This is a genomic window from Helicobacter macacae MIT 99-5501 (genome assembly GCF_000507845.1).
Classification (GTDB): domain Bacteria; phylum Campylobacterota; class Campylobacteria; order Campylobacterales; family Helicobacteraceae; genus Helicobacter_B; species Helicobacter_B macacae.
Genome location: NZ_KI669454.1, coordinates 720,604 through 733,719, shown reverse-complemented (window position 1 = coordinate 733,719; position 13,116 = coordinate 720,604). Strand labels below are relative to the sequence as shown.

The following is a 13,116-nucleotide window of genomic DNA, read 5'->3' as shown; positions in this document are numbered from 1 at the left end:
AAAAATAAAATAAGATTTGCTACAATTAAGTAGATTCTAAATCTTTTAAGGAGACAAAATGTCAAAGCTACTATTTGGGGTAAGCGACACAGAGGAATGCAGGCGAGCGATAAAGACGATTATTCGACTATTTGGACACAGACAAGAAGTAGAGCTAACGCTATTGCATGTTACGCCTGAAGTGCTTGTGTATGCAGAAAGTGGGATTGTGGATTATGGCACGATAGAAAACATCGAGAAAGAAAAATCAAACGAGATTTTAGAGGAGTTTGAGCTGACATTCAAAAGCGAGGGAATCTCGTGCAACAAAATCTTGCGCACAGGCAATCCTGTCGATGTCGTGCTAGAAATCGCAGATAAATACGACTTGTTAGTCATAGGTGCTAGCGAATCCTCTCTATTGCATAGAATCTTTAATTCCCATCAAAACAGCATTGTGAATTCTTCGCCTATCCCTGTGCTAGTAGCGAAGTAATCCAAAAAGGCATTTTAAGCTAGGTTTTGTTTGTAAATCAATAAAGCGATTCCCAAGCATAAAGAAAGTGTGGCGTAGCAAAGTGTAGTCATATAAAGTATAGAGTAAAATAACGGTGGCAAAGCAATGATAAAATCTTTTATACATTTTGTCAAAACATTTTTTGCAAGCGTTTGTGCTGTCGCACTTATGGCTACCTACTGCTTTGGGCTAGAGTTTGGCACGATGGGCAATGTCTCTGCAGGTATGGGAGGTGCAGGCGTAGCGGTAAAAAACTCTCCTTTCGCGCTTTATTACAATCCCGCCTTGCTTAGCGCGGAGACAAAACGCGTGCGATTTGGCTACTCACTAGGGATTGAAGTGCGTGAGAAAAATCTCGATAAAATCGTGGATATAAACTTAGGTGGGTTAAGCAATTCTAGCGCAGAAACTTCTACGACTTCAGCTGGCTTCAAAACCATTCAAGGCAATCTAGAAAAGCTAAAAAGTGCACTTAGTCAAAACGCATTTAACCTCATAAGCCAAAATGGCATAACTTTCCAATTCGCACCCGCACTTTTGCGCGGTAGCATAGGCACATTTGGCGTGGGATATTTTGCTTCATTTTATGGTGGCTCTTCGATAAAGGCAGACCCAAACAGAATGGAGCTGATTTTGAAGTATTCTGGTATGCAAGGAGATGCGTATTGCAAGGTGGATTCTAGCGGTGGCTGCAGCGCAAGCGATGAAGCGGCTTACAAAAACTCATCTCTACAATATTCACTAGAGCAAGGAGATGCCCACAGCATAGTCGCACAAGGATTTTTGCTAAATGAGATTCCCATAGGCTATGCCTACACTTTCTACACCAAGTATGTCAATATCAATCTAGGAATAAGTGGCAGGCTACTAAGTGGCTCTCTAAACAAAAGCACAGTAGGACTCTCAAGCAAAACAAATCTAGGAAATGAAGCGAAAAACTTCGCAAACAAAGGCAACTTTGACACAAAGGCAAACTTTGCTATTGACGCGGGTGCTATGCTAGAGATTGACTTGCCAGATTTTCGCTACCTTACCTTTGGATTTGTCGCAAAAAACATAAACTCACCTAGATTTCGCTACTCAAATGGCGAAGTGGATATAAAGCCACAATTTCGATTAGGGCTTGCTTATAATCAACAAAACCTAGTCCTAGCCCTAGATGCAGATTTGAACCAAAATGAAATGATGAGCCAAAGCAATCAAAAGCCATATAGCCAAATGATAGGCGGAGGGATAAAGATTGACTTGCGTGCATTTGACATAAGGGCGGGGCTTATGAAAGACATTCGTCAAGACGATGGGCTTATCATTACCGCAGGGGTAAATATTTTGGGATTTTTAGATGTTGCTTTGCAGTGTGGCACAGAGCTAGCACAAACCCAAAAATGGGGTTCTTTCCCGCGCTATCTTAGTCTAAAAGTGGGTGGTAATTTTTCGTTTTAGATTTTTGCATAGATTGCTTGTGATAGAAATTTTTAAGCAAAATAAGCAAAATGTAGAAATCTAAAAATTTAATACAAGGAATGGAGTATGAAAAATCTAGCTTTTTTGATTTTCGCGCTTTTGCCAAGTGGGATTTTTGCCAAAGCGGCAGATTCCACACAAATCAAAGGAATCCCCCCAGAAGTCTTTGCTAGCGCGCAACTAGAAAAACAGATAAATGCCCTAAGGCTAAACAAACTTATGAAAAAAGAGCTAGCAGCCAAAGTCCAGCAAATCCGCGACTTTCGCTCCGAGCTAGAAATTGAGCGCAAAATCCTACTACTAAAACTCCGTGATAATGAAATAGCAATCAGCGCAAGCAAACGGGCAGAAAAAGAGATAATCCAAAGAGAAGAAGCTACTAGGATAGATAGAATCTACAAAGAGCTAGGAGTCCCAAACCCAGCAAATGCCGAGCAACAAAATCAAGCGACCCAACAATAGCCAAGCAAATCCACAATAGCTAAAAGCCTACAAATACTTGCTAGAGAGCAAAACCAAACACTTCCTAAATAATCTATCAAGCAACCAAAAAAGCAAAATCTTTATTTTAAGTTTTTTTGCCAATCTGCAGATTTTCTAGCTAGACATAGATAAATCCACCACTACGCAGATGCCCAAAAACTATCCAAAATCAATATTTATGCGTTATCCACTTATTGCACTTTATTGTGCTTCTTGCATTTCTTGGGCTAGATTTTCCACTTCAGCGACAAACTCTTCAAGCAACTGCGCTTCGGGGAGCTTTTTTAGAATCTGTCCTTTTTTGATTATCATTCCACTTTTGTTGCCAAATGCTATCGCTATATCTGCGTGCTTTGCCTCGCCTAGCGCATTTACCGCACAGCCCATCACGCTTACCTGCATAGGAGTAGTGATATGGCTTATGCGTGATTCCACCGCACGCACCACCTCGACTAGATTTGCCTCTATACGCCCACAAGTAGGGCAAGAAATGATAGTGATTCCTTGCTTTTGTCGTCCGCTATATCGCAGTATCGCTCGTGCTAGTGCGATTTCGTTTTCTAGCTCGCCCGTGATAGAGCAGCGCATCGTATCGCCTATACCCTCCATAAGTAGCCCACCTAGTGCCATAGAGGATTTTATCGTGGAGTGAAACATCGTCCCAGCTTCTGTAACGCCTAGATGAAATGGATAGCTTACAAGCGGTCGTAGCTGCCTATACGCGCTCATTGTGCGCTCTGTATCGCTAGCTTTTAGCGATACCTTAATATTGTCAAATCCAAAATCCTCTAGCAATCTAATATTATACAGCGCAGATTGCACCATTCCTGTGGGTGTCGCGCCGTATTTTATGTCAAACTCCTTTTCCAAGCTCCCACCATTCACACCTATGCGGATAGGGATTCCCCGCTCATTGCAGGCTTTTGCTACGGCTTGGATTTTTTCTTTGCTACCGATATTCCCGGGGTTTATGCGGATACAATCCACACTTTCCGCAGCGATAAGCGCGTATTCATAGCGGAAATGAATATCTGCTACAAGTGGAAGTGGGGATATGGATTTTAACTCTTTTAGTGCGTTTGCATCCTTTAAGTCGTGCACTGCTACGCGGACAATGTCAGCACCCGCTAGCGCAAGCCTATCGATTTGCTCTTTGGTGGCTTGTATGTCTTTTGTTTTAGAAAAAGTCATACTTTGCACAGATATTGGCGCATCTCCACCGATAGCGACTTTGCCTACAAATATCTGCTTGGTAGGATAGCGAGGGGGCAGAGTGGCAGAAGTGGCACTTTTTGCATTATTTTTTGTAGTCTTTTTCGTTGTTGTGGAAGTTTTTGGGTTTTTATCGTTAGCTTTGGAAGTGTTGTTAGATTTTGGCATTGTTATGATTCCTTATGTGGTGTTTTTGGATTTTATGCAAATAAACAAACCCCGATATTGTAGCCAAAATCTCTAAATACGAAATTATGCGAAAATGTGCTACAATTTTTTGCGATAAAAGTGCAAAAAGCAAAGCAAGATTTCATAAAAGTCAAGTAAGCACAACCCCAAAAGGTAGCAAAATGCACGAATACTCCATAGTCGCCGCACTCATAGAGCAGTGCGAGTCCATAGCCGCGCAAAACAACGCCACCAAAATCGATGAAATCACGCTAAGTGTGGGCGAGCGAAGTGGCGTAGAAATAGAGCTACTAAAACGCGCATTTGAAGCGTTTGCAGAAGAAAGCACGATATGCAATGGGGCAAAACTCATCATAGAAAGGCAAGAAGTCCTCCTAGAGTGCAAAAAATGTGGCAAACAAACAAACGCACAAAATCTCAAATACAGCCAATGCGCCCACTGCCAAAGCGATGAAGTAGAAATCATCAAAGGACGCGATATAGTGCTTATGCGACTAAATATGCTAGAGTGCTAATCCTTAAAGGAGCAAAAATGGAACTAGAAAAAGAAATCATCAAAGAAGTGCTAAGACGCGCAGAAAATGAAAACATACAAGACATAAAAGATAGTTGGGATATGCGTGGCTTCATCGGGCGCAAAAAAAAGGAAATCGCCGAAGAAATAAAAAGCTACAAACAAGAGATTCTAACCTACCAAGACGAGCTAAAAGGCTTGCGAAAAGAACTAACAGAGGGCAAAAACACCATAGAGGATTTAGAGTCCCAAAAGCAAAAGCTACAAGAAGAAATCACACAACTAACCCAAGACCTAATCGTAGAAAAAGCAAAAAGTGGCGTCAAAGCAGAGCAAAAAAAAGTCCTAGAATCTAGGCAAAAGCTCCTCCCTGCCGCCCTAAAAAGCGTGCAAATCTACCTAAAAGACGGCTCTGTGGCAAAAGCAAAGCCAGCCCAAAAACTCTTTAGCGAAGACATTTACAAAAAATACCGCGTAGAGCTAAAAGAAAATCACATACTAAAAACACAGCTATCCGAGCTAGAGCTAGAAAACAAACGGCTTAGTATTGAGCTGCGAGATTTTTATGCGGAGCTAATGCTAGAGGGAATGGATACGACACAAAACCAAAAACAAGAATCCAAAGAATCCCTCCTAGAAAAGAGCGAAAATACCACCAAAAAAGAAAAACTCACAGCAAAATCCAGCCAAGTCATCGACTCACAAGGCGAGTTTATCGCTACCCAAGAAGACATAAGCGAGTTTAAGCAAATGCTAAAAGCACAAAAAGAGAAAAAATCTAAAAAATAATCCACCACCAAAACTTCTAGCCATTGACAACAAAATAAATTTTTTACAAAGCAAACCACATTTAAGTGTTTTTTTTTTTTTTGATAAAATAACGCCATAAAGCAAGAGGTTACTTTTAAGGAGGAGAATATGGCGTTTTTATACGGATTTGGTGCTGTCGGGTTGCAAGATTTTATCTTTAGGACAAATGTCTTGCAAGAAATCATCGGTGCGAGTGAGATTATCAAAAGCATTGATGATTTAGGCAAAGATTTGCAAGATTTTTTCCGCAAAAATGACATTAGCTTAAACAAAAACCCAGAGATAATTTTGGCAAGTGCGGGGAATCTCCGAGCGATTTTTGATGATGAAGCAGATTTACAAAAAGTCGTTTTGCACTTGCCTAAGCTCATCGCCCAGCATTCCTACGGGCTAGGAATCGCACAAGCGGTAGTAAAATATGATGGCGATTATGCAAGTGCGACTAGCTTACTAGAACAAAAGCTAAAAATCGCTCGAAATAAGTTAGATTTTCCCCTTGATTTTTCTCACTGCATCTTAAAGCACAATCCAAAAACCGCACTACCCCAAGCTCCAAACACACAAAGCGATGATAAATACCGCAAAATCGATAAATCTACATTCCAAAAACTCCAAGCCTTTGATAGCTTTGATAAATCTAATCCAAATTCCATAAACGAACTCTCAAAACTAAAAAATGCCAAAAACAAAATCGCCCTAATTTATGCCGATGGCAACGCACTAGGCAATATCGTTCGCAATTTAAGCAAAGATGAGATGAAGTCCTTTTCCACCGCGCTAGATAACGCTACAAAAGATGCTTTTGCCAAATCCTGCACGAAGATAAAAGATAAATATGGCGAAATCAAAATCCGTGAAGTGATATGCGGTGGCGATGATTTAGTCGTGGTTTGTAGTGCAGATATTGCGCTAGATTTTGCCAAAGCATTTTTAGAGCATTTTGAAAATCTCACGCAAAATATCCATAACAATCAAAATCTAACCGCTTGTGCTGGAATCGCATTTTTCAATCACAAATACCCCATTCACTACGCTTTGAAACTTGCCAAAGATTTGTGCAAAGAAGCAAAGATTCGCTCTAAAGCACTAGATTTGACAAATCCTCCCTCATCGCTTATGTTTCACAATATCCAAAGTTCAGCGGTGCAAAGTTTTAGTGCGTTTATCGATGATGAATTATCACTAGGCAAAAATCAAGGCAGAGAACATATTGTGCGATTAGATTTTGGAGCGTATTTCTTGCATAGTCAATCTAGAGCGACAATCCCAACGATAGAGCATTTGCTTTCTTTGGTGCAGATTTTTAGAGAAACTGACGCGCCCACTTCGCGCTTACGGCAATGGCTAAGTATGCTTGATTCTAGCAAAAACCTAGCAGATAATGAGCTAAAACAAATCGCTAAAATCTATGCCAATTTTGCTACAAATCACGATAGCGCGTTTAGAAATCTCCACAAAGATTTATCTTTATCAAATCTCATTATCCAAAAAGACGGATTTAGCAAAACGCCCATTTATGACATTATTAGCCTTATCTCAAACACTGCGCAAACAAGCGAAATCAAAAAGGGGGATTTAGATGAGTAATACTATTTATTATAAAATCACATTTTTAGATTTTTGGCATTTAAGCAGTGGCGCGAGGCTTGATAGTAGCGTGATAAAAGATAGCGAGGGATTCCCATTTGTCCCTGCCAAAACACTAAAAGGCGTTTTAAGAGAAGTGGCTGAATCTTTTGGCAATGATTTTGTAAATGAATGCTTTGGCGAAGTAGTCCAAAAAGATAGAGTGCCAAAAGAGGGCAAATGCCATTTTAGCAACGCCACTCTAAACCAAGCCACCAAAGACGCGCTAAAAACCCTCACGCACTTTCTCTATGCCAAACTAGCCTCCACTGCCATTGATGAAAACTTTGGCTCTGCCAAAGAAGGCTCTTTGCGAGAAATAGAAGTAGCAAAGCCACTTAGCCTCTATGGCACGATACACAATGTCCCCGCAAACTACGCAGACACGATGACAAACACGCTAAAAAGCCTAAAGTCAATGGGGCTAAATCGCAACAGAGGCTTAGGGCGACTAAAAATAGAGATTTTAGAAAATACCCAAAATCTAAACAAATAAAGGGGACACAAATGAAGCAACAATTTTTTAGCCTCACACTTCTAAGCGACATAGTCTTGCAAAAAAGCTCAAACACGCAAGGCAAAAATGAAAGCAGGGATTTTATCAATGGTAGCGTGATTTTAGGCATTGTGGCAAAGCATTATGATGAGTTTAGCAACCCTTTTGCTATCTTTCATAGCGGGGCGGTGCGATTTGGCGAGGCAAAGCCACTTATTAGTGGCAAGATAAGCCATAAGATTCCGCTTTGCTTTTTCGCCCCAAAAGAAGCCAAAGATTTAAGAGAAGTTTATAACGCGCTATTTTGTGATTTTGCTACTAAATCTTTGCAAAATTTGCAGTTAAGACAAATCCGCAGTGGCTATATCAATGAGGATTTGCAAAAGGCTGAATTAAAATATCGCTACACACAAAAAGTAAATCTCAAAAACGGGAAAGATAAATCCACCAAAGACAACCAAATGTTTGGCTATGAAGCGATTTGTGAAGGCGTGGTATTTGGCTTTGTGGTGGAGTTTGATGAATCAGTATCAAATGATGATATAGAAAAAATCACGCAAATTTTGTGTGGGACTCATTTCATAGGCAAATCCAAAAATGCCGAGTATGGCGAAGTGCTAATACAATCTAGCGAGGATTTTGCCCCCGTAAAGCACGATTTAAATTTAAACGCGCAAGATTTTAGCCAAGATTTTAGTGAGGTGGCACTTTATGTCGCCTCATCACTTGCACTGTTTGATAACACTATGCCGACTTTTATCCCAAATGCGAAAAATTTGGGATTAGATTCAGCCCAAATATTGTGGGAGAAAACACATATCAAAACCAAAATCCACACACCCTACAACCAAAAGCGCAAAGCAAAAGACAGCGCAAGGCTTATCATAGAGCAAGGCAGTGTGATTACGCTACACAATCTAAGCCAAAGCGATAAAGACAAGCTAAAAAGTGGCAGGATTTTGTGCGGTGGATTTTTGAGTGAGGGCTATGGAGAGATTTTGGTAAATCCTAGCTTTTTAATGCAAGGCAAAGATAATAAGCCCTTTGCGCTAAATCAAAGCCACATAGATAGCCCCAAAGGCGAGATTGCCACGCCACAAAATAACCTAGATAATGACTTAGTCGCTTACGCAAAAGATTTGCGCGATTTACAAATGCGCGAAGTAGAAAGCGCAAATGCCATAGATAATTTCATCGCTACGCACAAAGGCAAATTTAGCAAAGTTACCAACGCACAATGGGGAGCGATTCGCGCATTTGCACAAATGGTAGATGATAAGGCATTAAAAAATCGAATCATTTGCTATATAAAAGAAGAGCGATTAAAAGATAAATGGGAAGAGGGCAAAGAGATTTTGCAAGATTTTATTGAGCGACACGACAGAGATTCTATCGCGCTTTTGGCTACGCGTATGCCAAAGGCGGATTTAGATTTTAGCAAATCCACAAGCGGAGGTGGCAAATGAGGATTTTAGCACATATCATTTTTGAGGCAGATTCCGCACTTCGTTTTGGGTGTGGGGATTTTGATATGCTTTATGATAGTCCGATTCAGAGGGATTTTAATGGTTTGCCACTCATTTTAGGCACTAGCATTTGTGGTGTGATTCGCGCAAATGCAAAAGAGATTTTTAGCCAAAGTGAAATAGAAAATCTCTTTGGATTTTCTAAGGGCAGAGAGGATTCTAGCTCGAAAATCATCTTTTCAAACGCACTTTTGCTTGATGAAAAAATGCAAGTTAATGAATCCCTTATTCCCTTTAGCGCACTAAAAAAATCCAAATTTTTAAGCTATTTTTTGCACCTCCCACAAAGACAGCACAACGCTATCGGCGCACAAGGCGTGTGCAAAGACGGCGCGAAGTTTGATGAGGAAATTATCTACAAAGGCACTCGTTTCAAATGTGCTATGGAAATGAAGTGTGAAAACGAGCGTGATAAAGAGGATTTTTTTAAAGTCCTAAGCCTTTTTTACTCGCCCTACATTCGCTTTGGTGCAGGCAGCACAAAGGGCTTTGGCGTTATAAAAACACTAGAAATCCGCTATGAGATTTTGCAAAATCCTTTTAGCAAATCAAGCTCGCTAAATCAATCTCTATCACAGATTTTTACACCCCAAGATTTTACGCCAAAATCCCACTTCACACACTACGCGCTTACACTTACACCAGAAAATGTCTTTTTGTTTGGCAGTGGCTTTGGCGATTTGTTTGACAGTGGCTTTGGCGATGAATACGCCGATAGTATAGCCGTGAGCGAAAAGGTGGTGGATTATGCAAATGGCACTTTAAGCGAAGCAAAGCTACTAATCCCAGCTAGCTCCATAAAAGGCACGATAAGCCAAAGGACAAAATTCTACATAAATCAGCATTTAAGGAATTTTATCGACAGCGCAGAATCTACAAGTGATTCTAATGATACGAAGTCCGCCCAAATCCACGCCACACTTTTTGGTAGCGCAAATAGCCAAACAAATCAGCCCACAAAAGGGCGAATCTTAGTGCGTGATATGTATTTGGACTATGACGAAAAGCGCAATAGTCAAATTTTCGTGCATAATAGCATTGATAGATTTAGTGCGAGTGTGATTGATGGCGCACTATTCCAAGAAAAAGCCACTTTTGCCCCCACACCAAATCTTTGTATAGACATTTTTGTGGCAACCACAAACAGCCACAATCCACAAGATTTCGCCACTGCCACAAACGCCTTTGAAAAAGCCCTAGTTGATATTTGCAATGGTGCGTTGCCACTTGGAGCGATGAGTAGCAAAGGACACGGATTTTTTAGCGGAGATTTGCATAAAAACGGCGAGAAAATTCACAAAAACGGAGCAAAACTATGAAAAATTTTGAGGAGTTAAAAGCAGAATTTAGCGCACTACGCGAGAGCAAAGATAACTTTGAGGGCTATATACTTTTAAGCGACAAAGAGCCAATTATTTTAGAGTCCGCGCCATTGCCCGACTTTGATTCGCTTCACAATGGAGGCAATTTCATCGTAGAATCCGCACTTTTTTGCAAAGAGCGCAAGACTTGCATTTGCATTCGGCAAATTAACGATAGCTTTTTGGTGCAACGATTTTGCCTTGAATCTTATCCGCACAAAAATTTTGAGAGATTTATCACTATCAATAATAAAGTCGCCAAAATCGCGCAGATTTGGGAGGAAGTGATAGATGAAAATTGTGAAAATCTACCCGTGCTAAAACATAAATTTAGTATATTTGCAGGATTTGAATCGCGAGAATTTAGCCAAGATTTTGACAAAGATTTAGAAGTGCGAGATTTTGAAAATCATAACAAAGGGGGCGAAAATGGGTAAATTTTATCGCAATAATTATAATTCCAAACCAAAAGCACGCAAAGCCCCATCACCATATAATTTCATAAAGCCAGATAAGCGCGTATTTTATCCGCAAGATTTTGGCGAAGTAAGCGATGACAAAATCAGCTTTGAAAAGCCTTTTAGTGATTTCCAAAGCGGGATTTTAGAGATAAAAATCACTGCAAAAAGCGATATTTTCACAGGCGCATTCACAGGCAAAAACGCCGACACACAAACACCAAAAGATTTTTTTAAAATCGGGGAAAATTACGCGCTTAGTGGCTCAAGTGTGCGAGGAGTGATTCGCACGATTGCAGAGGTGCTTAGCTATGCGAAATTTCACACAAACGCCCCTGATTATAAAGATGAAAAAGGCAATGTTACAGAGCGATTTAGAAGCAATTTTGACAAAAACGAATCCAAGCTAGATATGGTAGAGCGAATCTTTGGCATAGTCTCTCAAAATGCCAAAGTCCAAGCCCTAAAATCCCGCATTAGCTTTTCGCATTTTATCGCTAGTGAAGTTCGCCACGCCACACAAAAACATATCAAATACATTCTAATGTCGCCCAACATCGCTACCACAAAGGGACTAAAAGACAAAAACGGATTTAGATTTTACGCTCCACTAGGCAAAATCACTCCCACAAACGCTGCCAAAGCCAAAAACGACAAAGTCATATCCACCATTTCTCCGCTTCGCGAAGGCAGTGTCTTTGTAGGCAAACTCCGCTATTTCAATCTCACTAAATCCGAGCTAGGCTTACTTTTGCTATGTCTAACAGCCCTGCGCGATGACAAGGGCGAGTGCTATAAATTTGGCGGGGCGAAGTTCTACGGCTACGGCGATGCGCATATAGAGATAAAAGGCATAGATGAGGGGATAAAAAATGAGTGCATAAACGCCTATAAAAATCTTTTGAAAAAAGCTAACTTTGAAGTCGAATCGCGCATAGAATCTCTACGCAAAGTCTCCAAACTCCAAAGCACCCAAAGCACAATACCACAAAACAAACCCGCCAGCTACACCCCAGCCACGCGCAAAATAGATGATAGATACTCGCAAAATATACGCGATAGATTACACCAAGATGACGATGATGATTGGAATGGATTATAATCATTTGCCATTTTCGTCATTGCGAGATTATAGGTTTGTCAAAACCTATAATCCAAAAGTTCATCAATTCGTCATTGCGAGCGAGCGTAGCGAGCGTGGCAATCTATAACTCAAAGAAAAATACATAGATTGCCACGCAAATGCTAAGGCATTTGCTCGCAATGACGAGTTTATGGATTGCTTCATTATGCCCAAAGCCACTGCCTCGCAAAAACAAGCGAAGCGAAGTTTCTTTAGAAATTCACGCCTTTATTCGTCATTGCGAGTGAGCGAAGCAAGCGTGGCAATCTATAACTCAAAGAAAAATACACAGATTGCTACGCAAGTCTTGCGACTTACTCGCAATGACGATAAAGATTCCCCTCCATTGCGAGTGAGAGCAAGCAAATTATTTCCCCCTCCTTTGCAGGTAGGCATAATGTGTAGTTCTCCCCCTGCGGAGTTACCTCTCTCTTTTCCCCCTCCCTTGCGGAGGGGGCTAGGGGGTGGGTATTTTTTGGCTTAGCAAAAATCGGAAAAATTCGTCATTACCAAAGAAACTCCACCACGCCGTCATTGCGAGACTTGACGAAGTCAAGTCGTGGCAATCTATTTTTGATTCTCGCAATGACGATAAAGATTCCCCTCCATTGCGAGTGAGAGCAAGCAAATTATTTCCACCCTCCATTGCAGGTAGGCATAATGTGTAGTTCTCCCCCCTGCGGAGTTACCTCTCTCTTTTCCCCCTCCCCCTGCGGAGTTACCTCTCTCTTTTCCCCCTCCCCCTGCGGAGTTGTCTCTCTCTTTTCCCCCTCCCCCTGCGGAGTTACCTCTCTCTTTCCCCCCTCCCTCTGCGGAGTTACCTCTCTCTTTCCCCCCTCCCTCTGCGGAGGGGGCTAGGGGGTGGGTAAATCCTACCTCCGCACTTCCGATTGCATTTCACGCAAGGAGCACGAGGGGGATTAAGGGGGTGGGTATTATATCCGTCATTTAAGCGTTAGCAAAATATCTAAAAATCTTTTCTTAAGCCAAAATACCTCAATATGCAAAACTTCAGCCTCATTTTTTAGTCCAATTTTTATCCCAAATTCCTTGCCAAAATCTTACCAAACCCTCAAAATCCCCCCACCAAAAATCACAAAAACAGCAATTTTTTCAAAAATACGATTCCCAAAACCCGCGCAAAACACGCACTCTCACAGCGAATATATGCCTAAAATCATTATTTTATGGGGATTTAAGGTTTTGATATGTATAATGTTACCCTGCATTACGAAACTTCAAGGGAGAACCTTTTAGTATGACCTGATTTTACAAGGGACTAAAACTGATTTATGCGGAAAATCTGCTCTTTTATGCTTTTAGTATGACCTGATTTTACAAGGGACTAAAACAGCACA

The 13,116-nt window shown here is 41.0% G+C and carries 16 protein-coding genes; 15 read left to right on the top strand and 1 reads right to left on the bottom strand.

Going from position 1 to position 13,116, the window contains the following annotated elements:
• Positions 1-58: 58 nt before the first annotated feature.
• From HMPREF2086_RS03235 to HMPREF2086_RS03225, 3 genes are all read left to right on the top strand, one after another.
• On the top strand, positions 59-475 hold the full coding sequence (locus HMPREF2086_RS03235; RefSeq protein ID WP_023927344.1) for a universal stress protein: 417 nt from the start codon (positions 59-61) through the stop codon (positions 473-475).
• Positions 476-601: 126 nt separating this feature from the next.
• Positions 602-1,939 carry a conjugal transfer protein TraF gene (traF, locus tag HMPREF2086_RS03230; RefSeq protein ID WP_023927343.1) on the top strand — a complete coding sequence of 446 codons (1,338 nt, stop codon included), beginning with the start codon at positions 602-604 and terminating at the stop codon, positions 1,937-1,939.
• 87 nt (positions 1,940-2,026) lie between these two features.
• On the top strand, positions 2,027-2,422 hold the full coding sequence (locus HMPREF2086_RS03225; protein ID WP_023927342.1) for a hypothetical protein: 396 nt from the start codon (positions 2,027-2,029) through the stop codon (positions 2,420-2,422).
• Positions 2,423-2,644: 222 nt separating this feature from the next.
• On the opposite strand, the gene ispG is transcribed toward HMPREF2086_RS03225, so the two are convergent.
• On the bottom strand, positions 2,645-3,823 hold the full coding sequence (gene ispG / locus HMPREF2086_RS03220) for a flavodoxin-dependent (E)-4-hydroxy-3-methylbut-2-enyl-diphosphate synthase (protein ID WP_023927341.1): 1,179 nt from the start codon (positions 3,821-3,823) through the stop codon (positions 2,645-2,647).
• A 182-nt stretch (positions 3,824-4,005) separates the two neighbouring features.
• On the opposite strand from ispG, the gene hypA reads away from it, so the two are divergent.
• The 12 genes from hypA (at position 4,006) to HMPREF2086_RS11445 (ending at position 12,616) form a co-directional block, all read left to right on the top strand.
• Positions 4,006-4,359: a hydrogenase/urease nickel incorporation protein HypA gene (gene hypA / locus HMPREF2086_RS03215; protein WP_023927340.1), complete on the top strand. Its 354-nt coding sequence runs from the start codon at positions 4,006-4,008 to the stop codon at positions 4,357-4,359.
• 17 nt (positions 4,360-4,376) lie between these two features.
• Positions 4,377-5,147, top strand: coding sequence for a nickel-binding protein Mua (gene mua, locus HMPREF2086_RS03210; RefSeq protein WP_023927339.1), 771 nt, complete (start codon positions 4,377-4,379; stop codon positions 5,145-5,147).
• Positions 5,148-5,276: 129 nt separating this feature from the next.
• Positions 5,277-6,755 carry a Cas10/Cmr2 second palm domain-containing protein gene (locus HMPREF2086_RS03205; RefSeq protein ID WP_023927338.1) on the top strand — a complete coding sequence of 493 codons (1,479 nt, stop codon included), beginning with the start codon at positions 5,277-5,279 and terminating at the stop codon, positions 6,753-6,755.
• Positions 6,748-7,290, top strand: a complete 543-nt coding sequence (locus HMPREF2086_RS03200) for an RAMP superfamily CRISPR-associated protein (RefSeq protein ID WP_023927337.1) — start codon at positions 6,748-6,750, stop codon at positions 7,288-7,290. Before HMPREF2086_RS03205 ends, HMPREF2086_RS03200 begins: the two co-directional genes overlap by 8 nt.
• 11 nt (positions 7,291-7,301) lie before the next feature.
• Positions 7,302-8,756: a hypothetical protein gene (locus HMPREF2086_RS03195; protein WP_023927336.1), complete on the top strand. Its 1,455-nt coding sequence runs from the start codon at positions 7,302-7,304 to the stop codon at positions 8,754-8,756.
• Entirely contained in the window at positions 8,753-10,135 is a 1,383-nt protein-coding gene (locus tag HMPREF2086_RS03190; RefSeq protein ID WP_023927335.1) for an RAMP superfamily CRISPR-associated protein, read from the top strand. Before HMPREF2086_RS03195 ends, HMPREF2086_RS03190 begins: the two co-directional genes overlap by 4 nt.
• Positions 10,132-10,614 carry a TIGR04423 family type III CRISPR-associated protein gene (locus HMPREF2086_RS03185; protein WP_023927334.1) on the top strand — a complete coding sequence of 161 codons (483 nt, stop codon included), beginning with the start codon at positions 10,132-10,134 and terminating at the stop codon, positions 10,612-10,614. Before HMPREF2086_RS03190 ends, HMPREF2086_RS03185 begins: the two co-directional genes overlap by 4 nt.
• A complete protein-coding gene (locus HMPREF2086_RS03180; protein ID WP_023927333.1) occupies positions 10,607-11,737 on the top strand; it encodes an RAMP superfamily CRISPR-associated protein in 1,131 nt (376 codons plus the stop codon). The genes HMPREF2086_RS03185 and HMPREF2086_RS03180 overlap by 8 nt, the downstream gene beginning before the upstream one ends.
• A complete protein-coding gene (locus HMPREF2086_RS12315; protein ID WP_267902067.1) occupies positions 11,718-11,846 on the top strand; it encodes a hypothetical protein in 129 nt (42 codons plus the stop codon). Before HMPREF2086_RS03180 ends, HMPREF2086_RS12315 begins: the two co-directional genes overlap by 20 nt.
• A 63-nt stretch (positions 11,847-11,909) precedes the next feature.
• Positions 11,910-12,242 carry a hypothetical protein gene (locus tag HMPREF2086_RS03175; protein WP_034560296.1) on the top strand — a complete coding sequence of 111 codons (333 nt, stop codon included), beginning with the start codon at positions 11,910-11,912 and terminating at the stop codon, positions 12,240-12,242.
• Positions 12,223-12,426 (top strand): hypothetical protein, encoded by a 204-nt coding sequence (locus HMPREF2086_RS11450; RefSeq protein WP_148374465.1) that lies wholly within the window; start codon positions 12,223-12,225, stop codon positions 12,424-12,426. The genes HMPREF2086_RS03175 and HMPREF2086_RS11450 overlap by 20 nt, the downstream gene beginning before the upstream one ends.
• Positions 12,419-12,616 carry a hypothetical protein gene (locus tag HMPREF2086_RS11445; protein ID WP_148374464.1) on the top strand — a complete coding sequence of 66 codons (198 nt, stop codon included), beginning with the start codon at positions 12,419-12,421 and terminating at the stop codon, positions 12,614-12,616. Before HMPREF2086_RS11450 ends, HMPREF2086_RS11445 begins: the two co-directional genes overlap by 8 nt.
• The last annotated feature ends 500 nt before the right edge of the window (positions 12,617-13,116 follow it).

Coding starts and splice junctions, on each gene's coding strand:
- HMPREF2086_RS03205 (WP_023927338.1), top strand. CDS start 5,277: ATGGCGTTTTTATACGGATTTGGTGCTGTCGGGTTGCAAGATTTTATC.
- HMPREF2086_RS03225 (WP_023927342.1), top strand. CDS start 2,027: ATGAAAAATCTAGCTTTTTTGATTTTCGCGCTTTTGCCAAGTGGGATT.
- HMPREF2086_RS03175 (WP_034560296.1), top strand. CDS start 11,910: ATGGATTGCTTCATTATGCCCAAAGCCACTGCCTCGCAAAAACAAGCG.
- HMPREF2086_RS03200 (WP_023927337.1), top strand. CDS start 6,748: ATGAGTAATACTATTTATTATAAAATCACATTTTTAGATTTTTGGCAT.
- HMPREF2086_RS03195 (WP_023927336.1), top strand. CDS start 7,302: ATGAAGCAACAATTTTTTAGCCTCACACTTCTAAGCGACATAGTCTTG.
- HMPREF2086_RS03180 (WP_023927333.1), top strand. CDS start 10,607: ATGGGTAAATTTTATCGCAATAATTATAATTCCAAACCAAAAGCACGC.
- ispG (WP_023927341.1), bottom strand. CDS start 3,823: ATGCCAAAATCTAACAACACTTCCAAAGCTAACGATAAAAACCCAAAA.
- mua (WP_023927339.1), top strand. CDS start 4,377: ATGGAACTAGAAAAAGAAATCATCAAAGAAGTGCTAAGACGCGCAGAA.
- HMPREF2086_RS03235 (WP_023927344.1), top strand. CDS start 59: ATGTCAAAGCTACTATTTGGGGTAAGCGACACAGAGGAATGCAGGCGA.
- HMPREF2086_RS12315 (WP_267902067.1), top strand. CDS start 11,718: ATGATTGGAATGGATTATAATCATTTGCCATTTTCGTCATTGCGAGAT.
- HMPREF2086_RS03190 (WP_023927335.1), top strand. CDS start 8,753: ATGAGGATTTTAGCACATATCATTTTTGAGGCAGATTCCGCACTTCGT.
- HMPREF2086_RS11445 (WP_148374464.1), top strand. CDS start 12,419: ATGTGTAGTTCTCCCCCCTGCGGAGTTACCTCTCTCTTTTCCCCCTCC.
- HMPREF2086_RS03185 (WP_023927334.1), top strand. CDS start 10,132: ATGAAAAATTTTGAGGAGTTAAAAGCAGAATTTAGCGCACTACGCGAG.
- traF (WP_023927343.1), top strand. CDS start 602: ATGATAAAATCTTTTATACATTTTGTCAAAACATTTTTTGCAAGCGTT.
- hypA (WP_023927340.1), top strand. CDS start 4,006: ATGCACGAATACTCCATAGTCGCCGCACTCATAGAGCAGTGCGAGTCC.